A 23,764-nucleotide genomic window follows, 5' to 3' on the forward strand; every position below is an offset into this window, starting at 1 on the left:
CTCACCCTCCGATACTAGTACTTACTCTACCCGTTCCTCTTCCTCATAAAACCTAAAGCCGACGAAGCATTAAAATCGTTTGATCATCCCGTAGCTCATAATTAGCTTTTTCATACAGATATTGAAAAGTAGCATCTACTGTTTCTTGCGCAGTTGAGTCTAAATGATTTTCCAATATTTCCCGTAGACGGTCTCGCCCTAAAAACTGCTCATCGATTCGACATTCCGTTACCCCGTCTGAGAAAAGGATGATCGCATCCCCTGGTGCCAAATCTAAACTATACTCCTGATAGTGAACATGACGACTAACACCTAGTACCAGCCCCCGGGTAGTCATATCATAAAAACGCTTTTCGGCAGCGCAATAATAAAAGCCAGGCTCATGCCCTGCAGTGGCATATCGAAAACGGTGCGTCTGTTCATTATATAGACCGTACACCATCGTTATAAACATACTGGAGTCCACATTTCGCTCTACCACAGCGTTAATATGTCGCAAAATTTCTGATGGCGAAGGAGATTCTTCGTCTAATCCATCCATCGCGTATTTGATCATCGACATGCATAGAGCAGCAGGAATCCCTTTACCAATAATATCGGATAAAGCTACTCCAAGAGTCCCATCTTCATGTAAAACAAAGTTGTAGTAATCCCCACTCATGCGATGAGCGGGCACGCTGATGGTACCAATATCTAAGCCCGGAAAATCAGGTGCTCCATCAGGGAGGAGCGTTTGTTGCATCCCCACTGCTACTTCTATTTCCGACTCCAGCTCCTGTTGTCTTGTAACTAACATCTCGTGCTCTCGATAAGCAATACCATACCGTACCATGATTTCAATCAACACATCAAAGGATAGATTCACATCTACAGGAAGATCCTCAATCCATTCTTTTAATCCCGCTAAATGAAATCCTACTATTTCTTCCGGGGGAAGAAAATCCTCTAACATCCATTTCCCTAATTGACCTACAGCATATAAATGATCTTCCTTCTGTTCTTTTAAATAGGAATGAAGGATCTCAACATATTGTTGCTTAAAGTTCTTATCCACTCTTTCACCTCGATTGGAGTGATATCCCACCCTATTATTTCTTTATTATTATACAAAAAGTTGAGAGCCTACTTGATAAAAAAAAACGCAAGCATATGAAAAAGATGTGGAAGATTTCTCTCCCACATCTTATCACACACCGCTTTTCGTGGTTGGTACCATATCAGCTCGGGATTTTTCTTACGAATAACATCCGAATTAACGAGTATTAATGCTCAGAAGTTAAAAATCAATCAATCCCAAGCTGATCTGCAATGCTTCGTTTACGAACTCCATCATCTCATCATCCAGGCTAGTAATCTTATCAGTTAGACGCTGTTTGTCGATGGTACGTATCTGTTCCAACAAAATAACAGAGTCGCGATCAAAGCCGTTCGCCTTTGCGTCAATTTCCACATGGGTTGGTAACTTCGCTTTTTGGATCTGAGCGGTGATCGCGGCGACGATAACGGTGGGGCTAAAGCGGTTACCAATATTATTCTGAATGACGAGGACAGGCCGCACGCCTCCTTGTTCGGAACCAACCACTGGAGAAAGATCCGCGAAATAGACATCGCCACGCTTAACAATCAAGTTGGCTACACCCCACTAACCATACGAACCAACGTATCATCCGCCTCTTCTTCCGCTTCGAAAGCTTCCAATGCGTAATTGAGGTTAATTCGACCCATCTCCATGTAGCCTCGTTGCATCATTTCACGTATGACACGCTTTTTGCGCTCATTTAAATACAACTTCATCGCTCGGCGGACAAACTCGCTCCGATTCGATTTTTCTTTTGCTACCATTCCATCTACCTCTTCAAGTAAATGATCAGGTAAGCTAATCATTATTCTCTTCGTATCAGACAACTACAAGCACCCCCAACTATCTTCTCCGTTGGCGATTTTCTCTTCTCAATACTACCATTATGTCAGTTATGTTGCAAAAATATACTTTTATAGAGAATAAGCTCAACTGACGAAATGCCCACATTCTTAACATTATTCGACTTTCCCTACTTCATTCCTGCTTTGTCATTACACGTTTTCATAATTAGAATAAGTCCCCTGAGGTGGCGTGCAGATAATTGATCACCTGTGTCTCCTGTCCCTCTTTTATATATATGCGAGGCACACGGCGACTAATCTTACTCGTCACCTCATATGAGATCGTATTTAACATATCTGCCACTTCATCAACGGAGATGGATGAAGCGCGCTGATTGCCATACAATACAACCTCATCTCCTACTTTTACCGGCATGACTGAGCTAACGTCAATCATCATTTGATCCATGCAGACACGGCCCACAATCGGAACCCTCTTCCCTCCAATTAAAGCAACGCCGCGATTAGATAGCTGTCTGCTAAATCCATCCGCATAACCGATTGGCAAGGTAGCAATCCATTGTTTCCCATTTACAGTGGTTGTTTTCCCATAACTAACCCCGTACGATTTAGGTAAGCGCTTCACACGAACAACCTTTGTTTTAAGTGTTAATGCAGGACGAAGCGCAATTCTAGAACGGTCCACTTCTGGTGAGGGATAGTATCCATACAAGCTGATTCCAATCCGCACCATCGAATATGCATATTGAGGGAGATCAATAGCCGCACCGCTATTGGCCGCATGCACTATCGGGGGTAATAACCTTTCTGCTTGTAATTGATCGATTACGCGCTGAAATCGAGCCGCTTGTTCGTGTGTATACGTTTTATCCTTTTCATCTGAACAGGCAAAGTGGGTAAACAGCCCCGATACCTTAATCTTGTTGAGAGAAGATAGTTTTTCCATAATCGCTACGGTTTCATCAACGAGAACTCCCATACGTCCCATGCCCGTATCCACTTTGACATGAACTGACAACGGTCGTTCTAAATCAGTGAGCACATGTGCCATCGCTATAGCATCCTCAGATGAGTTAATCATTAGCGTGATATCTTCCTGCGCCGCGATAGCAGCTGCTACAGGTGGGGTGTATCCCATCACCAACAGAGGTACCTTAATCCCTCCCCGACGCAGTTCAAGCGCTTCATCTAAAAAAGCTACCCCCAGCCAGTCTACCCCTGCTTCCACAGCCGCTTGTGCTACTGGCTGAGCACCATGACCATATCCATCTGCTTTTACAACCGCCATCAACTGCGTACCCGAAGGTAAGTGACAACGAAATTGCTTCACATTATGGCATATCGCATCAAGATCTATCTCGGCCACTGTGGGCCTACAGTATTGAACACTCTTCATGCACTCACCCGTTTACCTTCTTAAGTTGGCTTCGCAATGCCGTGAGAAAGTCATCTGAAACCAAAAGATATATTTTTTTATTATGCAATTTACTGCGGAAGATATGTCCTAAATCATATGTCCGCTCCAAATCGAGTAACGGATACACGCTTGTTTTTCTACCGACTCTCACCTCTAAGCGATCTGCATATAACGCATAACGTGGATGCACTACTACTCGGTACAGTACAGGAAATCCAAACATAATAACAGCCGCTACCATTAGGAGAGCAATGATAAATGGTGTTGAACGCACTTCAAAAAAAGAGAGTAATACAAAAAAACCCACCAAGAATAAGCCCATCTCTATATAGCGAGTGGTGGGGCTTTTACGATATAAAAGGATTGTGTATGAGGTTGCTTCCTCACGAATGACGGAATCACTCATCGTTAGTACCTTACCTTCCCCTTATCATACCTACTTCATTGATTCTTTGTCCTCATAGGTATCATACTCTCTTTTCCGCGATATTGCAAAGGAGAAGGCTAGTTTCCAGACTGTCAATTATTCCAAAAAAAAACCCCTTCACAAGCCTTGGAAGCAGGCTATATAAAGGGATTTATACCTACTATTTTGCTGGTTGTGTCACCACGGACTGTGCAATTTTCTCCATCTCTGCCTCTGGCAAGTCACCGTACAATTCAAATTGGGTACCTTCATATGTCCAGGTCAAACGTTTTTTCTCTTCCATCTCTACCATCACTCCATACGTAAAGCCTAGATCAATCGGAGTTCCCTCCGCTGTTAAACTAGCATGGACAGCGCTCGGATGACTTTGGGCTAAAGTAAAAGGACGATCACCTTGATAGCGCATAACCACTGTTTTTCCATTCATCGACTCCACTGTATTTTCCCCTGTCAAGCGGCTTCCCTCAGGCACATAACCGGGGGTGAGAACGGAAAACTTCTCTTCTTCCTCTGTACTCGGACTCTTCTTAAGGGCGAAGGCGGAGCGATTGCGCTCGAGATCAAAGGCATCGGCATCAAAAGTAGGATTTATTTCAAAAGAATCAAACGTGACCGTAACAAGGGCTTCATGATTTTCATCATATACTTCTACTTTATCTGGACTCAAATCTTGCTTCATCCAGATTTTTTGTGATTGAAAAGATTGATGTTGTTTATAACTAGCTGCTACTTCAAACTGATACACTCCTTCCGTCGCCTCAAATTGACGCTCTTTATCTTCGATAATGCTGTTCATCAATGTTTGATAAAGATAAATTTGTCCGTTCGCTTCTGGCCAATCGCTCTGGAAGCGAAAACTTTTATCCAAATGTGGGGTTATCACGTATACTCCATCATCGTTGCGCAATAAAACTTGCGTAATCTCTTTCTTCTTATTTTTAAGAGAGACACGATAAAAATGGGGTTGTTGATACCACACCTCTACATCATACTCCTGTGGTTCATTGCCAGTAGCAACTTGCATTTTCGCTTTACTCTTGTAGCTTTCCATCTTCTCCAATCTCTTAGAAACATCCCGTATCACTTCATCTGAACTTTTGGGCCCACATCCAGTCAGCCATACGGTCAACAATAATATGATTGCCAAAAGTAACGGTGTACGACGCACTTGACCCACTCCTTTTATCGAATGATCTAAAAATATAGACTTTTATTGTTGGCGTAAGATCGCATGCACAACCTTATACTTTTGTGTATCTGTGCAAACGATCCACCCATCTAACCGCGCTTCAAACAGCCCCTTCACCGATTCCGACACTTCAAGGATGAGCCCATTTTGCTCCCACTTATTTTTACTTAACGGGGTGCGTACATGGACTCCAACTGCTGCAGAAGAACCCCAATTTCTGCAGCCACTTCTGTAGCTACCACACTATGCGCCGATTTTGTGCCTGCCGCACTTTCTGCTGCTTTGCCATGAAGATAGACACTCATAGCGACCGCTTGTTGCAAGGGAAGAGAACGTGCCAGCAGAGCGCCTATCATACCCGTTAATATATCACCTGATCCACCTTTGGCTAAAGCGGGATTTCCCGTAGGATTAACTACTTGCTTCCCATCAGGATAAGCGATAATCGTATAAGTTCCTTTGAGTACAACAGTTACTCCATAGCGAAGGGCGAAATCACGTGCCACTTGATGACGTGCCGCCTCTACCTCTGCAATAGAGATTCCAAGCAGGCGGGCCATCTCACCTGGATGAGGTGTGAGAACAACATCTTGCGCATCGCATAACCAATCTGGATCAAGAGAAAGTATATTAAGTGCATCGGCATCGAGCACGAGAGGAACTTCCGCCTGCTGTAATAGAGTGCGCAGCCATTCACCTTCAGTAGAAAAACGTCCCAGCCCCGGTCCTACTGCAATAGCTGTAATGTCACGCTGCTTTAATTCGGTTGCCGTTGGCACTATCGTAAACTTCCCTCTATTATCGGGCCACGCCCACACCATCGCCTCTGTCACTTTGCTCGCCATCACTTGCTCTGCCCATGCGGGCACAGCAAGCGTCACTTTCCCGGCTCCAGAGCGTAAAGCCCCGATTCCTGCCATTTCCGCCGCCCCTACCATCCCTTGTGCCCCACCGACGATTAACACATGTCCATATGTGCCTTTATGCCCCCACTTTTCACGCTGGCGCAGTGCCTGCTGCCACAGATGGGGATGGTTTACTTTCACCTCCGGTTCACAGAGACGAACAACCTCTGTCGGAATCCCAATGTCTGCCACAATGATTTCTCCACAATAGCGCGCAGTAGGAAAGAGATAATGTCCCCACTTGGGAAAAGCGAACGTAATAGTGAGGTCTGCATGAATACAAACAGGATGAGACTTCCCTCTATCTACATCTACTCCACTTGGCACGTCAACGGCTACCACCCAATTCAACCCTGCTTCATTAATAGCGGAGATCACGCGTGCAGTGGATGGTCGGACTTCACCGCTGAGTCCCGTACCCAATAAAGCGTCGACCACCCCATCCACAGTAGCGAGCGCTTGTAGAAAGAGAGAATGCTTTTCCTCTTCGTACCACCCAATCGGGATGTCAAGGGCTTCACAAGCTTCTAAAAAAGTGGTCGTATCTGCACTCATTCTTGCACGGCTACCCACAATCCACACTTGCACATCCCAGCCTGCCTGTTGAAGATGACGCGCTGTAACAAAGCCGTCACCACCATTGTTTCCTCCACCCGCAAGGATGAGCACTCGTCCATCAGTGTATCGTTCCTGCACTGCCTGGCTGACAGCTAGCCCCGCCCGTTCCATTAATACAACTCCTGGAATAGAGAATGCAGCGCTGCTAAGTCGATCGATCTCACGCATTTCTTGTGCGGTAACTACATACACCCTTTGTCCCTCCTAACCGCGTTATATCTATATGTGCCTATCTTCGATGATATGCAGACAAGACTGACAGGCACTTAGAGAGTGAGAATATCTGCCCCTTACTGCCTATTCCCCCTCTCTACTTCCCTTTATGGCGATGCCAATCGCTCAACCACAACTATAGCAGTAGCATAAGCCTTAGTATGAGAGATGGAGAGGTGAAGTGATACGTCCTCTCCCCACCCTAGGTTTTTCTGCGCTCGCTCTGATAGACGCAGGTACGGACGACCCGCTTTATCTTTTACAACATCAATATCTAAAAAGCCGATTTGACTACCAATTCCTGTGCCAGCTGCTTTTACAACCGCTTCTTTGGCAGCAAATCGTCCTGCCACCATTTCTAGACGGCGACGTTCATGTTGAGAAAGAAGCTTTTGTTCCTCCTCGGTGAGGATCCGTTTAAGTAAGCGATCTACTCCAATTTCCCTGATTCGATCCATCTCCACCAGATCCGTACCGATGCCAATAATCATCTCCTACCACCCCTTCAGTCCACATCCCATCGGAAGCTCCAAGCTGCTATAGCGAAAGAGGCGATTAACCATGCACTTAAAACCAATGCAGGAATCCATAGATCGATAATGGTGGCACCCGTATTCATCACCCCACGCAATGCATCCGTCAAGTATCCAATCGGTATTGCTTTTACCAAAGGTTGAAGAAACCCCGGCAGATCCCGAACAGGGAAAAAGATTCCACCAACAAAGATCATAGGAAAAGAGATTAAACCCGCTATAGGTCCAGCGCTCTCCGGCGTTTTTGCTAAACTGGCGATAATAAAACCAATCGACAAAAATGTGAGGGTACCCAATAAAATAAAGAGCAACAAGAGCAACCACGATCCATATACGTGAACCCCGAAAACAAAATATGCCACTAATACTACCACTAATGCTTGCAGTCCATTCAGCAAGATCCGAGCCGATATTTGCGCAGCAATAAAGGTAGCACTATTAAGTGGGGTTCCTTGCATCCGGCGCAAAATACCGCGTTCTCTCCAAGAGGCAATCGTCGCAGCTACCCCGTTCAAATTATTTGTCATGATTAATAGCGATAAAATACCAGGAACCAAAAAATCGATATAATTGAGCTCTTTTGCATGTACATTTTTCGCTTCCACCGTAATACGCGGCTCAAAACCAACTACTTCTTTATTTTGTTCATCTACTGCTTGTTCCACCAGCGTGGACCCAATCTCTTTTAATGTTTGATTGCTTTCATCCAAATATAGGAGTATTTTATGATCGGAAGATTTCCCATGTTGCTGTAATTGGGTAGAGAAGCCGGACTTGATCACCACCAGCGCGTCCAGTTCACCTTCTTCAAGAAGTTGAACCCCAGCTTCCACATCCTCACTTTGCTCCAACTCACTCCAAGTAAACCCCTCTTTTTGCTGCAATTGTGAGAGAAACGCTTGCGACGCTTGCGACTGATCTTGATCGACCACCGCTAATTTGAGGGAGAAAGGAGCACTGTCTTCTTTTCCTCCTAAAAGAGTACCCAAGGCTAAAATCATAAAGACGGGTAAAATTAAAGACCAGATAATCGTATTTTTATTACGTAGAAACAAGAGCAGCTGCACTTTGGTCAGTTGTAAATAAGCCTTCATTCTGCTGTCAACCTCTTTCCTGTTCGCTCCAAAAATACATCTTCCAAGGTCGCACTACGGGTGCGAAGTCCTGCAAGCAAAAACTGGTGCTCATCGGCAAGTGCAATCAGTTCCCGTAAGGTCGTCGACAAAGAATCCGTAGATAAGGTGACTATCCCTTGCTCGGATTGATGCACCTCTTTTACTCCATGTAACCGTTCCATGTGAGGATGAACGAGCGTAGACTCCAATTCGAACTGAATCACACTATCGGAAGCGAGGCTACGAATCAACCCCACTGGAGTATCAATTGCCATCACTTTCCCTTGATTCATAATAGCCACACGATCACATAACTTCTCTGCCTCCTCCATATAATGTGTAGACAAGAAGATCGTCCGGCCCTCGCGCTTCAACTGCAGAACAATTGCCCATAAGTCCCTGCGCGCCTTCGGATCTAATCCTGTCGTCGGTTCATCGAGGAATATCACTTTCGGATCATGCACTACAGCCAGGGCTATCGCCAACCGCTGTCGTTGGCCGCCCGATAAATGCTTCACTAGCGCATCTGCCTTCTCTTCTAAATGAAATGCTTGCAGCAATTCAGACAGAGGGCGTGATTTTTCATAAAAACTAGCATAAAGTCGAATGATCTCTTTCACCTTTAGATGATCAAACAACGATGTCGATTGCAATTGCACACCAATCAATTGCTTTATTCGCTTAGGGTATCGCACAGCATCTACCCCATCTATACAGATCTGTCCACCATCGGGGGTGCGCAGCCCTTCGATCATCTCCATCGTCGTAGTTTTACCTGCACCATTGGGACCTAATAAGCCAAAAACCTCTTCCTTTTTAATAGTGAAGGAGACTCCTTTTACTACCTCTTCGCGACCATACTGTTTGACCAGTCGGCTCACTTCAATCATTGTATTAGACAGCTTTCTCCACTCCTCTTATGTAATGAACGTTGCCGAGAATGAAGCTCTTCTTCTCCTCAGTATAACCGAAAGATGCAGGTCTTTTCGATGTAAGAAGAGAATGAGTGACATAAGTATCGCATTCTATATGTATCAACAAAGTGAGTTGCGGGGGAAAGTATAGAGGAAGATCGTCCGTATGTTTACTGTCGGAGGCACTGAACGGAGGGATTGTACATGATTGAAAATCAGGAGAATAACAGAAAGGTGATTTACTTAGAGTCTGCCCGCAAAAAGAAAGGTGGTAAACTTTCCTCCACTGAACATCAAGAGAACACACCTTTACTCATGCGCAAAGTGAGTAAAGGCGCGGAGAAAGTATCCCCAAACCCCATAATCACAAAGAAGACACCATTTACTTATTCAACCGGGATTCTTGATTGTGATCACCATACGAAAATTATGGTGAAAATAAACAATCAACATGAGCAACAACTTCCTGTTCATCTGCAGGCATATGACTGGTCTGACGATCAGGCGTATCCTCTCTCCTTGTCTGAACAACGTCCGATCGTCCTCGCTCCGCACAGCAAAGAGACAATCACCATTCCCTTCGATCCAAATCAAATGCGATATGAAGTTCGTATTCAGTCCCCCAAACGGAAATCATTACGTGTTCACCTCGTTCTCCTCGCTCAACCGTGTGCCGAAAAGCCCGATCTTATTCACATTCAAGAAATTCCTATCCAGCAGCAATACCCTCCTTACACCTTTTTTATGATCCTGATACTGATTGGACTACTTACCCTTCTACCCGTTTTATGGTTAATCATGTAGAGTAGATGTGACAACTTCCTGATATTACGCATGTGTTTGTAGGGCTTTACACGTGTATGAGCGAAGTTAAAAGATGGACAAGATGCATAAGGAGTTGGATACGATGTACCAAGTCAACAATAAGATCACTATTATCTCTGAAGAGCAAGCTCAACACTTACGGGAACGTTTTATGAAGGCACCGCAATCGATGAAAGAAGTACCCGGTTTTATTTCCTTTCGTCTTCTACGAGCAGAAGATGGATCCCACTTCATCGTAGAAACAACCTTTACCGATAAGGAAGCATTCCAACAGTGGACAGCTAGCGACCACTTTCAGCAAGCACACGGAGGAAAGAGGAAACAAAATTCCTCCTCAGATAACTTAGCCGCCTATGATATAATCATAGCGTAGTCTATAGATTAAAGGAGTTTAGAAGACAAATGGATTGGACATATAAGATCACTTTATTTCTACACGTTATCTTTGTCGCCACCTGGTTTGGTGGATTATCAATGATGACCATCTGGACCCGAAAAGCGATGAAAGGAAACCCTACACAAGCACAAAAGGTAGAATCCCTTCGTTCTATTCACCGTGTCAACCTTACGATGTTAATTCCAAGTAGTGTAATCGCGCTACTCACTGGATTTTATCTTTATTTTTCTATCGGGCTCGACCCAACCCCGTTGTGGTTGCTCGTGAAAGAAAGATTTGCTAGCATTGCGATTCTCGTCTACATTCTCTTCTTTACCTTCTTCGGGAAAAGCTTGCTTAAAAAAGCAAGTGCTGACACCGACCAAGTAGACGCTGGCATGAAACGTTATGCTATGTTTTTAAACATCTCTACACTCGTATTACTCATCATCATCTTTTTTGCTACCACCAAAATCTCATAACAGATCACAAATACCCGAACACAAGGTAGAATCACCTTATATTCGGGTATTTTCTTGTCGAAAGATCGGCTTCTCCACCCAATCAAAATGCACCTTCATCAGCCATAATAACCCGATATTGGCAAGCGTAGAAAATCCAATATTCCACCCATGATCATAGTAAATGCGATGCTGTAAATGAAGTACCCATTCCATCCAATCTAGACCCGCCACACCGCCGCTCCACCACATCCATCGCCACAATTTCCGCGTTGGATACTGCTGCACAAAAATCCATACACCTACCGGATACAAACTGAGATTAAGGAGTATATTGGGCCATAAATCCGGAAGAAGTGGATCTTTATAATACCAAAACCCCCACGTGACAAAAATTGTATCCAAAATAAACGAAAGTAACGCTCCAAACAGAGCAGTCGGATACCCGATACGCCACCGTGATTTATCAATTATCGCTATCCCTAACCCCCAGAAAATCAGCGCCATCAGCAGAAACGGCATAAAAAAACACCTCCCTCCTCTTTAATATGGTTTTAGAGAGAAGGGAGCATGCACAGCTCAGGTATTATAGCACTTTTCTATCAATCAACAGTAAGGATTAATTTTCTCTTTTTAATGATCATATAAAGGGCGAAAAGCATGACAGCCAGTCCGCAACCCGTCAAGATCAATCGCAAGGAGACACCGACGGAGAGCAAGATCGAAATCATAGCGAAAGACAAGGGCTTTAACCCCATTGATGCAGTCACAACCATTCCCATCACACGTCCAATCTTATCCTCCTCTGTTTTCTCCATCAATAAGCTCATAATGGGAATATCGATAAAAGCGAGACTAGCTCCCATGATAGAAAGCAACAAAATCCCTTGCCACAAAGCATCAATCTGACTTAAGCAGATCAGCCACATCCCAAGCGTAACCATCAGACCCATAGCGATCAATCCACGTTTTTTACGGATATTTAATCCTCCAACCACTACAGCCCCTATAAGCATCCCCCCAGCAAGCGCACTTTCCATATAACTTAAGTCAAGGGCGTCTCCAGCGAGAAAGAGGTCGACGATGAGGGGAACACCCATCATTAACGCGCCACTAAAAAAGAGGTTAACCACCATTGCTATGCCCATCAGCGTCAGTAAAAAGGAGGACGTGCGTACATAACTCCATCCTTCTTTCATATCTTTCCAGACAGAGGTTTTACCTGCTGCTACGTGGGACTCCTGTTCATCCGTTTCCTTTTCTTTTATAAAGAGAAGAGCAACAACAGCAAGAAGCAGTACAGCGGCAATACTTAAAAATGAAGTTTCATAACCGATCACCATGGTCATCCCTGCCAACATGGGAGCAATCATCATTGAGGATTGCATCGTCATCTGAATAACCGCGTTGGCCCTCGTCAACTTCTCCTTGCTCACGATGCGGGGAAGAAGAGAGCTTTGCGCCGGCCAAAAAAAAGCATCTAATACACCAAAACCAAGAGCAAAAAAGGTAAGCATCCAAATATTAAGGTAGTCGAACAGTAAAATGGCTACCATCGCTATCACTAAGAGGGCTCGTGTACCATCTGAAACCGCCATAATCGTGGAGCGACGAAAACGATCCGCGATTACGCCTCCCACCATCATAAAAAGAATGCGAGGAACGGTCGTTGCCATCATCACCATCCCCAGAGAGGCGTGTAAGCCTAACGCTTTAATCACGTACCATGATTCTGTAATCATATACATAGAGATGGCAAAACCAGAGCATATCGTTGCCACCCACAACAGGAGAAACGAGCGATTCCGCCACAGCGACCCACCTGTTTTCTCCAATGCCACTTTATTTTCTGCCACATGTACCGCTCCTGCTCCCATGCCTTTTCCTCCTAGTGTTGATAAGCTACACTCATAATATCCTAGGTTTCTTCCTCTTCCTACGGTCGCCCGCTTGAAGTAGGCTCCGTCTGCGGTCCGATTTCATCCTCAACAACGCAACCTGATATCTCTGTTTTCTCCTCCGTTTGAAATCCAACACTACTGAGGTAATACCATTTTCCGTACTCACCCGCTTCATCCTGCAGCTTATCCAATTCACTTACCAGTTTGCGATAACGTGATAACCACTCTTTAAACTGGTCTTCACGTAGCCGATATTCGGCTTGCATCGATAAGTTGCTCCAAGTATCATGGGCACCTTCTCTCATCTCAAATGCTTCATCCGGTGCCATTAAGGCACGCTGTTTAGCGCGATTTAGCATTTCTACAATTGTGTAGCGCCGTGTCTGTTTCAACTCTGCTACATGTGGCAACAGGGAATCTGAAATATAAAAATCAATAGCCACCGCTTGATAAAACTTTTGTACGATTCCTTTTTTCTCTTCTTTACGCACTAGAGAAATTAACCCATTCTTTTCTAACTCCCCCAAATGATAATGGATACGGGAACGAGAATGTTCTAACTTCTTCGCTAATTGTTGTCCTGTATATGCGCGCTCTATCAAATGAAGTAACATACGGATGCGTAGTGGATCACTAATCGCCTTAAGCTGTTCATAGCGATCCAATTGAAAAGCCCTCTTCTGCTTGATATCCGGCATCTAAATCAAGCTCCTTTTCTTACACGGTAAAATTTATTTACCCGTATTGTATACTTAGACAAGCAGAGGAGTCAATGCTTTTTTCAGCACTCATCACTCCACCCCTTTAGGCATACATTGAGATGATAAGTAGCTAATAATGGGGTGAAATGATGATTACGATCAGTTTATGTATGATTGTTCGTGACGAAGAGAAGACACTTGCGCGCTGTCTCGATTCGGTGAAGGATATTGTCGATGAGATTAATATTGTGGATACAGGTTCGGTAGACCGCACCAAAGAAATTGCCCGCCGCTATACTGATCGTATCTATGACTTTGCATGGATTGATCATTTTGCCGCTGCCCGTAACTACTCATTTGAACAAGCAAGCAAAGAGTATATCATGTGGTTAGATGCGGACGATGTGCTCCTAGAGCAAGATCAACAAAAATTAGCTTCCTTAAAACAGGAGCTTGACAACACCACTGATGCCGTATCGATGGATTATCACCTTTCCTTCGATAAGAACGGAAAAGTGACCTACAGCTTAAAACGGTACAGACTGGTCAAACGTGAAACTCGCTATGACTGGGAAGGTGTCGTCCATGAATGCTTACCGATTGGCGGGAAGATTGTTCACAGTGATGTGATTGTCACGCATCAACCCATAAAGAAGAAAGAAAAGGGGGATCGCAACCTCCGTATCTATGAGCATCACTTAGCACAGGGAAAAGAGTTTACTCCCCGCGAACTTTACTATTACGCAAACGAATTAATGGAACATAAGCGTTACGAAGATGCCGCTACTTTTTATCAAAAGTTTCTAGACGGCGGTCGCGGCTGGATCGAAGACCGCATCAATGCCACCCTCAAATTAGCAGACTGCTGTGTTCAGCTCGGTGATGCCGAACGTGGAGCCGCCGCCGCCTTACTCGCACTTAAATTGGATGCTCCACGAGCCGAAACGTGCTGTTGGCTCGGAAACTACTTCCTAGAAAAAGGGCAGAACAACACATCCGTCTATTGGTATGAACTAGCTACAAAGTTAGAACCGCCTACTGACTTCACAGGACACCTTAACCACAGCTATTGGACCTGGCTTCCCCACTTACAATTATGTGTCGCCTATGACCGGCTCGGCAAAAGACAACGTGCCTACTACCACAACGAAATGGCACGTCGCTATCGTCCACATGATGCCAGCGTACTACACAATAAAAAGTATTTAGATTCCATCCTAAAAAAACCACTTCCCGTTCACACCGCCTCTATCCATGACTCATTCTCTGCTGAAGAAGAGCGCTTCTCTCCCATCTTTATCGGTGGTGAAGGACGTTCTGGAACCACTTTAATGCGTATTATTCTCGATAGTCATCCCCATATTGCCTGTGGTCCTGAAACTGGATTTTTTGTCCACCCTCATGTAGAAAAACTATCTAATCAATTGGCACAAGCATACCGCATTCGTCTACTTGAATATGATGCCTCTCCCCAGAACACGATGGACTTCGCTTTTGGCCAAATGCTGGAGCAGTTTCACGTACGCTATATGAAATCTAAAGGAAAACGTCGCTGGGCAGATAAAACACCAAAGAACATTTTATCTATCCCCTTTATTCATCGCTGCTTTCCTGACATGAAATTTATTCATCTCATCCGTGATGGACGTGATGCATTTAGCTCACATCTAACAATGAATTGGGGAACGAAAGATGTAAAACAATTTGCTCAGCGCTGGACATATACGATGAAGTTAGGACGCCAGTACCGTTCGATGACTGACAGGTATATAGAGGTAAAATACGAAGATCTCGTCCTCTCTCCTGAGGAAACGTTACAGCGTGTGATGGCATTTCTAGAAGAACCATGGGATGATGCACTCCTGCGCCATCACCAGCAGCCTCATGATTTAGGGGAAACCTTCGGTCAAGAGAGCAGTGTCTCTCAAGTGATTCAGCCCATTTACACGCACAAGATCGGTCGCTGGAAGACGGAACTGACGGAGGAACAATTGCACCTCTTTATGGAAATAGCAGCTGACGAGATGCGAGCGATGGGATATGAGGATAAATAGTGTCACACAATCGCACACAGCTGTTGCGCATGAACCTACTCCCTCGTGGTACAATCGTAGCTAAGAAGAATCATATACGAGGTGACAAAGATGAAAATCATGATCTTTCTCGGTGCGATCAATATGTTTTTAGCTGTTGCGCTAGGTGCGTTTGGTGCTCATGGGCTAGAAGGAAAAGTATCGGAGCGGATGCTCGCTAATTGGCAAACAGGTTCTTCCTACCATATGACGCATGCGCTCGGCTTATTGCTCATTGGATTAGTAGCCAAGTTTACCGGCTCTTCCCCACTGGTGATGACAGGAGGCTGGTTTATCCTTGCCGGCATCATCATCTTCTCTGGCAGTCTCTATCTGATGACGCTTACTGATGTAACCAAACTGGGAATGATCACTCCTATCGGTGGAGTCTCATTCCTTATCGGCTGGATTTTAATCGCTGTAGCTGCACTAAAAACCATATAGCAAAAAAGTAAAAACAAAAAAATCAGCTGCATATAAACCGATCGTAGCAGCTGATTTTTTTGTTCCCTCATTTTTCATCTGTTCCTCTTTTATTAAGGAGTAAAACTCCTTCCATCCCAGCGTAAATAGGTAAGTCGTTCTTCGTCCCACTCCACCCCAATCCCCGTTCCTTGCGGAATCGGAACTTGTCCTCCCTCAGGCATGAGCGAGATCAACTGGTTTAACGAATTCTCCATCCAATCCCATTCTATTGGTTCAATCCCATCCCCTTGCATTTTACTCCATGCAGGGAGGGTAGATTGAGCACAGAGCGCATACAGACGAGAGAGTGGCCCATCATATGTATGAGGTGTAATGCGCGTCCCAAAGTGACGTCCCAAATAAAGGCTTTGCCGAAACGATTCCACTCCTCCCAGATGAAGTAGATCTGGCTGGATGATGTCAAGTGCCCCCTCCTGTAATAACGGTAAAAAAGAAGCGGTCGTAGGTAGTCTCTCTCCCCCGGCAATCGGCAGAAGTGCATGTTGACGCAGGAGACGGTATCCATCCACCTGCTGGATGGGAAGGGGTTCCTCAAACCACATCCAATGGCATTGGTCGCTAAACACTTCGTTCCACTTCAAAGCGGTACCCACATCGTAGCTTTGATTCGCATCGAGGGCGACTTCGCCTGCTTCACATAAGCGCTCTTGGAGAGCACGAATATGCTTTTTATCCTCACAAAATGTCCTTCCTCCTACCTTTACTTTAAATTGACGAAAGCCTGCATCAAAGGCACTTTCCACTCTTTCTATCGAACGCTCCATCCAATCGATACGACCACTATAAGATTGAAAAGAAGCGTAGACCGGAATCTGCTCATGTCGGCACCCTCCCCACCAGTCCACAAGAGAAAGTCCTGCGCAGGTGGCTTTAATTTCCGTTAAGGCCATGCTTACTCCCGCTGCCAGAGCAGCCGATTCCTGCTGTAGTAAGGGGAGCCATCTCGCCTCCTCCATCACATGCTTACCCCGCAAAAAAGGAATCACCCACTGTTGAAACTGAGTTTCCAATTGTGGTAACCAACCTTTGCACTCTCCCCACCCCACGATGCCTGCATGTGTGACAAGACGAATAAGAAAGAGGCTCCGATATGCTTTTAAGCCATTGGCATCTCCATAAGGTTCCTCCAAATGATAAAAGAGAGGAAACGTTTCTACTTTTTCAATCTGCATTCCCCGCCAGTTTGCATGTCCTTCCATCCGCGCTCGCCTCCATCTCTCGTTCATATCCCTATTGTTCCATATCTCCCCTTTTTATTATCCCTGCACGAGCATGAAAACCCAAAATGAGGAGACAATAGTGAAAGCCTTGCAATTCGACAGCGGAAAAGGAGTGTACCTATGAATTGGTCTGGATGGGAATGGGATCGCGTCTTAATTTTATTTGTCAGTCTCGCATTCCTGATGATTGCTGTACAGGTGACCATGTATCACTATCGGCAAAATTTCCATAAGAAGGCGATGTGGATTCCTGTGATCGCCGCTCCCCTCTTCTTTATCGTTGGACTATCGCTTACCTTTTACAATGTATCCTGGCTCGCCTCCCTCTTTCTTTTTCTGATGTGGCTCGGATTGATCGACGGCCTAATCGGATTTATCTATCACGTTAAAGGAGTAGGTAGCCGAGTTGGTGGCTGGAAATTACGTAATTTCTTGATTGGGCCGCCTATTATGATGCCCCTTATGTTTTCTGCGCTCAGCGTATTAGGTCTCATTATTATGTATTGGAGGTGAGTACACATGAGTTCATCCCCTTCTTCCAATTATCCTACTTATGACGTGATGAAAGAGAAAGAGAATTGGGATAAGCATACACAGCAAATTGTGAACAGGCGTCTTTCGGCAACCACTAACTATCACTACCTTACTCAACACGAGGCAAACCTGATTCGTATCCTAGCACATGCTCTCCTCTACGATGGCGAAGAAGAGATCCTCACCTTTATCATCGCTCATATCGACGAAACACTTCACTCCTCCCCCGGGGAGGGACAGCGGGAGGAGCACGTTCCCCCCGCACCCACTCTAGTTCGTAGTGGGCTAAAAGCATTAGAAAAGACATGTAACCTAGAATTTAAACAATCCATCCCACTACTAAAACCCACCCAATTAGATCACCTCTTGACCCAGTTAAGCCAGGGTGAATACGGCATGAGAAGCGAATGGCGTGGACTACCTAGCATCCCATTCTTTAAAAAACTACTCACATTAACTGTGGAAGCGTACACCGCCCACCCCACCATCTGGTCAGAAATCGGCTATGGCGGGCCTGCATATCCTCGCGGGTATGTTCGTGCTCACCTTGGCCAACGTGATCCCTGGGAGGCAGAAAAATCATGAAACGGAAGTATGGACAAGATGAAGTAGATGTCCTTATCGTTGGCGCTGGGGCCGCAGGTGGAGTGCTTGCCAAAGAGTTGAGCGAGGCGGGGATGTCTGTCGTTGTACTGGATGCTGGTCCGATGCGGGATCCACAAGAAGATTTTGTCAGCGATGAATTAGCGATGAAAAAGCTAGCTTGGCAAGATACACGCCTCGTTGCCGGGCTTAATCCACTCACCATGGGGGAAAACAATAGTGGACGGGGTGTAGGTGGAGGCACGGTTCACTTCACCGGGGTTTTCCTTCGTTTTCACGATTCCGACTTCCGCACGCGCACCATTGATGGCGTAGGGGAGGACTGGCCGCTCACATACGATGAGCTCGCCCCTTATTACGATCGCATTGAAAAAGAGATTGCCATCTCTGGCCCCCACCATTTTCCCTGGGGGAATTTTCACGGCCCTTATCCTTTTCCTGAACGTGAGCCCCTCAGCCCAAATGCGGAATTGTTTCAAAAAGGGTGTGAGAAACTATCCATTCCAACAGTAGTAACTCCACTCGCCATCTTATCTGCTCCCTTTCAAGGCAGACCACCCTGTATCAATCGTGGATTTTGTAACCAGGGATGCATGCCCAATGCTAAATTTAGCACCTTGATCGTACACATCCCACTAGCGATCAAAGCTGGTGCTGAAGTATTGCCCAACTGTACCGTGACGCAAATCATGATGAATAAAGAAGGACGGACAACGGGAGTCGAATTTATTTACAAAGGAAAGTCTTATCAACAAAAAGCTCGGCTCGTCATCTTGTCCGCTTTTGTGATAGAAACCCCGCGCCTTCTCCTTCATTCTGCCAATGCCCAGTTTCCCGATGGCCTTGCTAATCACAGTGGGTGGGTGGGTAAAGCTATCATGCCGCACAGCAGTCACGATGTGTATGGTAAGTTCGATATGGAAGTACGCCTCTACAAGGGGACACCTGTTCTTGCCACCACACAAGAGTACTATAAAACGGATCTTGCTCGAGGATTTACACGGGGATATACGCTTCATGCCCATGGCGCACGCCCCATGGAGTTTGCCAGTGGGATCACCCATTCGCAAAGTGGATTTCTATGGGGAGAAAACTTACGGCAAGCACTGCTCGACTATAACCATTATGGACGTATCACCTTAGTAGGAGAAGTTCTGCCAGCAGAACAAAATAGGGTAACCTTAGCGGAAGAGAAAGATGAGCATGGCGTACCTCGCGCCAAGGTCTCCTTTCAATACGGTGAGAACGACAAACGCTTAATTGCCCACGCCGTCACGATGATGAAAGAGATCATTCAAGCAGCAGGGGGCTGGCCCCACTTTGTCGTTCCCGATACGGCTCATTTGATGGGGGGATGTCGCATGGGTGACGATCCTGCTACCTCCGTGGTCAACTCCTTTGGTCAAACGCATGATATCCCCAACTTGTTCATCTGCGATGCGAGTACGTTTGTCACTTCCGGAGGTGGAAATCCAACGGAAACTGTAATGGCATTAGCTCTGCGCTCAGCAGATCACATTAAAGAAAAAGCAAAAAAAGGGGATTTAGGTATGTAAACTCCCTCAATGATTTGATAAGGCCTAAAGAGGACAAAGCTTATATCCTCTTTAGGCCCTTTATTTAATATAGCGATGTTTAGTTTATCTTAAGTTATCACTGATGGCACCCTATTTCTGTTCTTACATATACATAACAACAGTTAGCACCATCACGGGAGGAATCTCTTTTGAATCCGATCATCGTCCTTTACTCCACCTATCTCGGGGGAAGCTCGGCTGACTGTGGAAATGCCATCACTTCCGACGAAGCCGGTTTCACCTATATCACAGGGTTGACAGATAGCACAAACTTTCCCGTCACATCCGGCGCTTTTCAAACCATTTTTCCTGACGCTTGTAGTGTCTTTGTAGCCAAGTTAAATCAATCCGGTTCAGGGATCGTTTACGCCACCTATCTCGGGGGTGAAAGAGCAGTAAATATAGGGAGTGCGATCGCTGTCGACGATGAGAACTGTGCCTATGTAACTGGGGAAACAGGCTCAACTCAATTTCCTGTATCGACAAATGCCTTCCAGTCACAATACCCTGGCGGCGACGCCTCTGCTTTTGTCAGTAAGCTTAATGCAACAGGTACCTCCCTCGTCTTCTCCAGTTACTTAGGTGGAAATCAAAATGACTTTGGTAACGGGATCGCAGTGGATAAAGAGAAAGCCACTTATGTGACTGGCATAACGGCATCATCAAATTTTCCAGTCACGAGTTCCTCCCTGCAAACCCAGTTTAGCGGTGGCGGGTTTGATGCTTATGTAACAAAGATCAATCAGGCAGGCCGCTCCCTTCTTTACTCCACCTTTCTCGGTGGAACGAAAGAAGACTTTGGTTTCGCGATCGCTCTCGATGAAAATGGATCAGCCTATATAACTGGGGAAACATGCTCCACCAACTTCCCTACCACGACAGGTGCGTTTCAAACGCAATTTGCAGGACAAGGAAATTCCAATGCTTTTGTCAGTAAAATAGATGCCACGGGTTCCCAATTCAACTATTCTTCATTCCTCGGGGGAACAAGCCGAGATTACGGAGCGGGAATCGCTGTCGATGTTACAGGGGCCGCCTATGTAACCGGTGGCACTCAATCTGGTAACTTCCCCATCTCCTCCTCAGCGTTTCAAACGCAATTGAATGCAATTGAAAGTGCGTTTGTCACCAAAGTAAACCCTAACGGATCTCAACTCGCCTACTCCTCCTTTCTAGGAGGAACCTTTGTAAATGAAGGGAACGGTATCCAAGTGGATGCGCAGGGGCAAGCATGGGTGACAGGATCGACAGAATCAATCGATTTCCCCGTTACCCCTACAGCCTTTCAGCGAACACAACGGGGGGACACCAGTGCCTTTCTCTCTCAAGTGAATCTAACGGGAAGTAAATTGCTCTACTCCACCTATATCGGCGGTTCCCGAGTCACGATGGGAAGAGGGGTTGGGATTGATAGCATGGGCTCCGCTTATGTAACAGGCGATACCACCTCCACTAACTTTCCTACCACACCTGGTGCCCTAGAAGAAACGTTTCAAAGTGCCATTGATACTCCTGACGCTTATGTAATCAAAATAGGAACCTTTACACCTGTTGGAATAACAGGTGCCACTGGTGCCACTGGCGAACAAGGGATGCGTGGTCCACGGGGAGCACGGGGGGTGAGAGGAGAGAGTGGAAGCGGGAGATAATCCATTCTTAGTATCTCATATGACAAGCACTTGATTGCTTCATTCGTTCTGAAACAAGCCGGCTTTTGCATAATCCCGTAGGAGAGTCTTTGATACCTATAGAAGGGATGATATTCCATTGAAGAAAAAAGCAACACTTCAACTCCCCCCTCTCTATATACTTCAACATAACCATCTTCGGCTTCTCTGTTACAAAAACCATGTGGTATTCCAGACGGGCATTTCCACCTCATCAACCCCAGAGCTATCCTTACACTTTCATAAACCTGCTGATTCTCTCTGTTCATCTCCCGTACGAGAAAAAAATTACATCACCTACCCTCAACTTTGGCAGAAGATTGACGCTCGCTTTTATTTAGATTCAGAACATTTTAAATATGAATTTATTGTTCATCCAGGAGCCAATCCCAATCACATTCGACTTTCTTACTTCGGAGTAACCTCATATACTCTCCACTCGGATGGGGAACTAATGCTTCTCACCCCTGCAGGATATTGGCATGAAAAAAAACCTATCAGCTTTCAAAGAGTCACAAATGATGAGGCACTCACTATCCCCACATCGTTTGTTCTTCATCCTGACAAAACAATCGGCTTTCTCTTAGAAGATTATCATTCCGATCTCCCGCTCATCATTGATCCGATCGTGTTTTACTCTACTTATCTGGGTGGAATGCGGGTGGATGAGGCTACCGATATTGCCGTTGACCAGTCAGAATCCGCATATGTAACAGGGTTTACTGAATCGGATAATTTCCCGATCACTTCGGGTGCCTTTCAAACAATCTTAGCAGGAGATTTTAGCATCTTTGTCACAAAGTTTAACCAAACTGGAAGCTCACTCGTCTACTCTACTTTTATCGGGGGCAATATTTTTGACGGCGCCAACGCCATAACCCTCGATGATATTGGAGCTGCCTATGTAACTGGCGAGACCAGTTCCACTGATTACCCTGTCACTTCAGGAGCACTCCAAACTACTGTGGGGGGATCGTTTGTTACAAAGCTCTCTCCTGACGGCTCTTCTCTCCTTTACTCCACTTATTTTGGCGGTCCAAGTTTCATCACACAGGGATGCGACATCCTCACTGATAGTGCAGGCAACGCCTATCTAACTGGGACCGCAGGTGAGAATTTCACCGTTACCAGCGGTGCCTTCCAAACCATCCTCAAAGGTCCGCGTGACGCCTTTATAAGTAAGTTAAACGCGACGGGAAACTCGCTCATCTACTCTACCTTACTCGGAGGAGGCGGACTTAATGTAGTTAACGAAGGGTCAGCCATCGCGCTTGACAAGTCTGGTAATGTTTTTGTGACCGGTAGTACCAGTTCCACTCTTTTTCCTGTTACCAGCCAAGCCTTTCAAACGATCAATCCCTCCTCTTCTCCCTTCTCCAACTCTGTTTTTGTGACCAAGTTAAATGCTGAGGGAACATCACTTCTCTATTCCACTTACCTTGGAGGAGAATTAGAGGATAATGGGACAGGGATTGCGATCGATCCTTTCGGTTCCGCTTATATAACCGGTGAAACGGCATCCCGAAACTTCCCCACTACCGCAGGTGCGTTTCAAAGAGAAAATGAAAGTTCAGCCGCCTTCATCACAAAATTTTCCCCTAGCGGATCCAGATTAGTTTACTCAACCTTTCTTGGTGACAGCAGTGTAGGTGTTGATATTGTATTGGATCGTTTTTTCAACGCTTGGATAGTAGGCTTTGTAGGTGTAGACAATTTTCCTGTTACCGATAATGCCTTCCAGCGAGTACGTGAAGGTAACTTTACGAATATATTTCTCACCCATCTCAACTTTGCAGGTTCTGGCTTGCTTTTTTCCACTCTCTATGGGGGAAGCTCCGAAAATATGGGAGCGGCCATCGCTCTTGACTCTGCACAACGAGTCTACGTTACAGGACCTACCACTTCCGCTAATTTTCCCATCACACCCGGTGCCTTTCAAAGTCAATATCGGTCTGATATTGCCACAGAAGATTCTTTTGTTTTCAAAGTTGGCTCGCTCATGCCTGTAGGGCCGACAGGTGCAAGCGGAGCAACAGGAGCCCAAGGGAAACGCGGCCCACGGGGAGCACGCGGCCCACGCGGAGCAGGTGGGGATATTATTGAGTCTTAAAATCCGTATAGGAGGT

The 23,764-nt window shown here is 45.7% G+C and carries 24 protein-coding genes; 10 read left to right on the forward strand and 14 right to left on the reverse strand.

Translation table 11 applies throughout. The features are described 5' to 3' along the window. Window positions 1-52 precede the first annotated feature (52 nt). The 10 genes from NXZ84_RS11315 to NXZ84_RS11360 form a co-directional block, all read right to left on the reverse strand. Window positions 53-1,054, reverse strand: a complete 1,002-nt coding sequence (locus NXZ84_RS11315; RefSeq protein WP_258840445.1) for a PP2C family protein-serine/threonine phosphatase — start codon at window positions 1,052-1,054, stop codon at window positions 53-55. A 222-nt stretch (window positions 1,055-1,276) separates the two neighbouring features. Then, on the reverse strand, window positions 1,277-1,627 hold the full coding sequence (locus NXZ84_RS11320; protein ID WP_258840446.1) for a type II toxin-antitoxin system PemK/MazF family toxin: 351 nt from the start codon (window positions 1,625-1,627) through the stop codon (window positions 1,277-1,279). A 5-nt stretch (window positions 1,628-1,632) separates the two neighbouring features. Then, on the reverse strand, window positions 1,633-1,884 hold the full coding sequence (locus NXZ84_RS11325) for a CopG family ribbon-helix-helix protein (RefSeq protein WP_258840658.1): 252 nt from the start codon (window positions 1,882-1,884) through the stop codon (window positions 1,633-1,635). A 205-nt stretch (window positions 1,885-2,089) separates the two neighbouring features. After that, on the reverse strand, window positions 2,090-3,250 hold the full coding sequence (gene alr, locus NXZ84_RS11330) for an alanine racemase (RefSeq protein ID WP_258840447.1): 1,161 nt from the start codon (window positions 3,248-3,250) through the stop codon (window positions 2,090-2,092). A 34-nt stretch (window positions 3,251-3,284) separates the two neighbouring features. After that, window positions 3,285-3,707, reverse strand: coding sequence for a hypothetical protein (locus NXZ84_RS11335; RefSeq protein WP_258840448.1), 423 nt, complete (start codon window positions 3,705-3,707; stop codon window positions 3,285-3,287). A gap of 181 nt (window positions 3,708-3,888) precedes the next feature. Next, entirely contained in the window at window positions 3,889-4,896 is a 1,008-nt protein-coding gene (locus tag NXZ84_RS11340; RefSeq protein ID WP_258840449.1) for a DUF4367 domain-containing protein, read from the reverse strand. A 188-nt stretch (window positions 4,897-5,084) separates the two neighbouring features. Next, window positions 5,085-6,632: an NAD(P)H-hydrate dehydratase gene (locus NXZ84_RS11345; protein WP_258840450.1), complete on the reverse strand. Its 1,548-nt coding sequence runs from the start codon at window positions 6,630-6,632 to the stop codon at window positions 5,085-5,087. A gap of 128 nt (window positions 6,633-6,760) precedes the next feature. Beyond that, a complete protein-coding gene (acpS, locus tag NXZ84_RS11350) occupies window positions 6,761-7,144 on the reverse strand; it encodes a holo-ACP synthase (protein WP_258840451.1) in 384 nt (127 codons plus the stop codon). A 14-nt stretch (window positions 7,145-7,158) separates the two neighbouring features. Then, window positions 7,159-8,280 (reverse strand): ABC transporter permease, encoded by a 1,122-nt coding sequence (locus NXZ84_RS11355; protein WP_258840452.1) that lies wholly within the window; start codon window positions 8,278-8,280, stop codon window positions 7,159-7,161. After that, window positions 8,277-9,191 (reverse strand): ABC transporter ATP-binding protein, encoded by a 915-nt coding sequence (locus tag NXZ84_RS11360; protein WP_258840453.1) that lies wholly within the window; start codon window positions 9,189-9,191, stop codon window positions 8,277-8,279. The genes NXZ84_RS11355 and NXZ84_RS11360 overlap by 4 nt, the downstream gene beginning before the upstream one ends. 228 nt (window positions 9,192-9,419) lie before the next feature. Here NXZ84_RS11360 and NXZ84_RS11365 point away from each other — a divergent pair, with 228 nt between their 5' ends. The 3 genes from NXZ84_RS11365 to NXZ84_RS11375 all read left to right on the forward strand — a co-directional run bounded on the left by NXZ84_RS11365 (window position 9,420) and on the right by NXZ84_RS11375 (window position 10,898). Further along, window positions 9,420-10,019 carry a hypothetical protein gene (locus NXZ84_RS11365; protein WP_258840454.1) on the forward strand — a complete coding sequence of 200 codons (600 nt, stop codon included), beginning with the start codon at window positions 9,420-9,422 and terminating at the stop codon, window positions 10,017-10,019. 73 nt (window positions 10,020-10,092) lie between these two features. Next, window positions 10,093-10,413, forward strand: a complete 321-nt coding sequence (locus NXZ84_RS11370) for an antibiotic biosynthesis monooxygenase family protein (RefSeq protein WP_258840455.1) — start codon at window positions 10,093-10,095, stop codon at window positions 10,411-10,413. A gap of 29 nt (window positions 10,414-10,442) precedes the next feature. Further along, window positions 10,443-10,898: a CopD family protein gene (locus NXZ84_RS11375; protein ID WP_258840456.1), complete on the forward strand. Its 456-nt coding sequence runs from the start codon at window positions 10,443-10,445 to the stop codon at window positions 10,896-10,898. A gap of 36 nt (window positions 10,899-10,934) precedes the next feature. Here the strand turns inward: NXZ84_RS11375 and NXZ84_RS11380 are convergent, their stop codons facing one another. The 3 genes from NXZ84_RS11380 to NXZ84_RS11390 form a co-directional block, all read right to left on the reverse strand. After that, the gene (locus NXZ84_RS11380) at window positions 10,935-11,399 is read right to left on the reverse strand and encodes a CBO0543 family protein (RefSeq protein ID WP_258840457.1); all 465 of its coding nucleotides are present in this window, start codon (window positions 11,397-11,399) and stop codon (window positions 10,935-10,937) included. Between the two features lie 80 nt (window positions 11,400-11,479). Then, on the reverse strand, window positions 11,480-12,754 hold the full coding sequence (locus tag NXZ84_RS11385; protein ID WP_258840458.1) for an MFS transporter: 1,275 nt from the start codon (window positions 12,752-12,754) through the stop codon (window positions 11,480-11,482). Between the two features lie 59 nt (window positions 12,755-12,813). Beyond that, window positions 12,814-13,476 carry an ArsR/SmtB family transcription factor gene (locus NXZ84_RS11390; protein ID WP_258840459.1) on the reverse strand — a complete coding sequence of 221 codons (663 nt, stop codon included), beginning with the start codon at window positions 13,474-13,476 and terminating at the stop codon, window positions 12,814-12,816. Between the two features lie 152 nt (window positions 13,477-13,628). Here NXZ84_RS11390 and NXZ84_RS15110 point away from each other — a divergent pair, with 152 nt between their 5' ends. Together NXZ84_RS15110 and NXZ84_RS11405 are read left to right on the forward strand one after the other, a co-directional pair. Next, a complete protein-coding gene (locus NXZ84_RS15110) occupies window positions 13,629-15,533 on the forward strand; it encodes a sulfotransferase (RefSeq protein WP_309495851.1) in 1,905 nt (634 codons plus the stop codon). Between the two features lie 90 nt (window positions 15,534-15,623). Beyond that, the gene (locus tag NXZ84_RS11405) at window positions 15,624-15,995 is read left to right on the forward strand and encodes a DUF423 domain-containing protein (protein WP_258840460.1); all 372 of its coding nucleotides are present in this window, start codon (window positions 15,624-15,626) and stop codon (window positions 15,993-15,995) included. A gap of 92 nt (window positions 15,996-16,087) precedes the next feature. Here the strand turns inward: NXZ84_RS11405 and NXZ84_RS11410 are convergent, their stop codons facing one another. Then, window positions 16,088-17,209 (reverse strand): mandelate racemase/muconate lactonizing enzyme family protein, encoded by a 1,122-nt coding sequence (locus tag NXZ84_RS11410; protein ID WP_258840660.1) that lies wholly within the window; start codon window positions 17,207-17,209, stop codon window positions 16,088-16,090. Between the two features lie 168 nt (window positions 17,210-17,377). Between NXZ84_RS11410 and NXZ84_RS11415 the strand changes: the two genes are divergently transcribed. The 5 genes from NXZ84_RS11415 (at window position 17,378) to NXZ84_RS11435 (ending at window position 23,748) form a co-directional block, all read left to right on the forward strand. Further along, complete coding sequence (locus NXZ84_RS11415; protein ID WP_258840461.1) at window positions 17,378-17,770, forward strand: hypothetical protein; 393 nt, start codon at window positions 17,378-17,380, stop codon at window positions 17,768-17,770. Between the two features lie 6 nt (window positions 17,771-17,776). Further along, window positions 17,777-18,376, forward strand: a complete 600-nt coding sequence (locus NXZ84_RS11420; RefSeq protein WP_258840462.1) for a gluconate 2-dehydrogenase subunit 3 family protein — start codon at window positions 17,777-17,779, stop codon at window positions 18,374-18,376. Further along, window positions 18,373-19,950: a GMC family oxidoreductase gene (locus tag NXZ84_RS11425; RefSeq protein WP_258840463.1), complete on the forward strand. Its 1,578-nt coding sequence runs from the start codon at window positions 18,373-18,375 to the stop codon at window positions 19,948-19,950. Before NXZ84_RS11420 ends, NXZ84_RS11425 begins: the two co-directional genes overlap by 4 nt. A 170-nt stretch (window positions 19,951-20,120) precedes the next feature. Next, window positions 20,121-21,620 carry an SBBP repeat-containing protein gene (locus NXZ84_RS11430; RefSeq protein WP_258840464.1) on the forward strand — a complete coding sequence of 500 codons (1,500 nt, stop codon included), beginning with the start codon at window positions 20,121-20,123 and terminating at the stop codon, window positions 21,618-21,620. Window positions 21,621-21,738: 118 nt separating this feature from the next. After that, window positions 21,739-23,748 (forward strand): SBBP repeat-containing protein, encoded by a 2,010-nt coding sequence (locus NXZ84_RS11435; protein WP_258840465.1) that lies wholly within the window; start codon window positions 21,739-21,741, stop codon window positions 23,746-23,748. Window positions 23,749-23,764 lie beyond the last annotated feature (16 nt).

Origin of the sequence: Mechercharimyces sp. CAU 1602 (genome assembly GCF_024753565.1) — a bacterium.
GTDB lineage: Bacteria > Bacillota > Bacilli > Thermoactinomycetales > JANTPT01 > Mechercharimyces.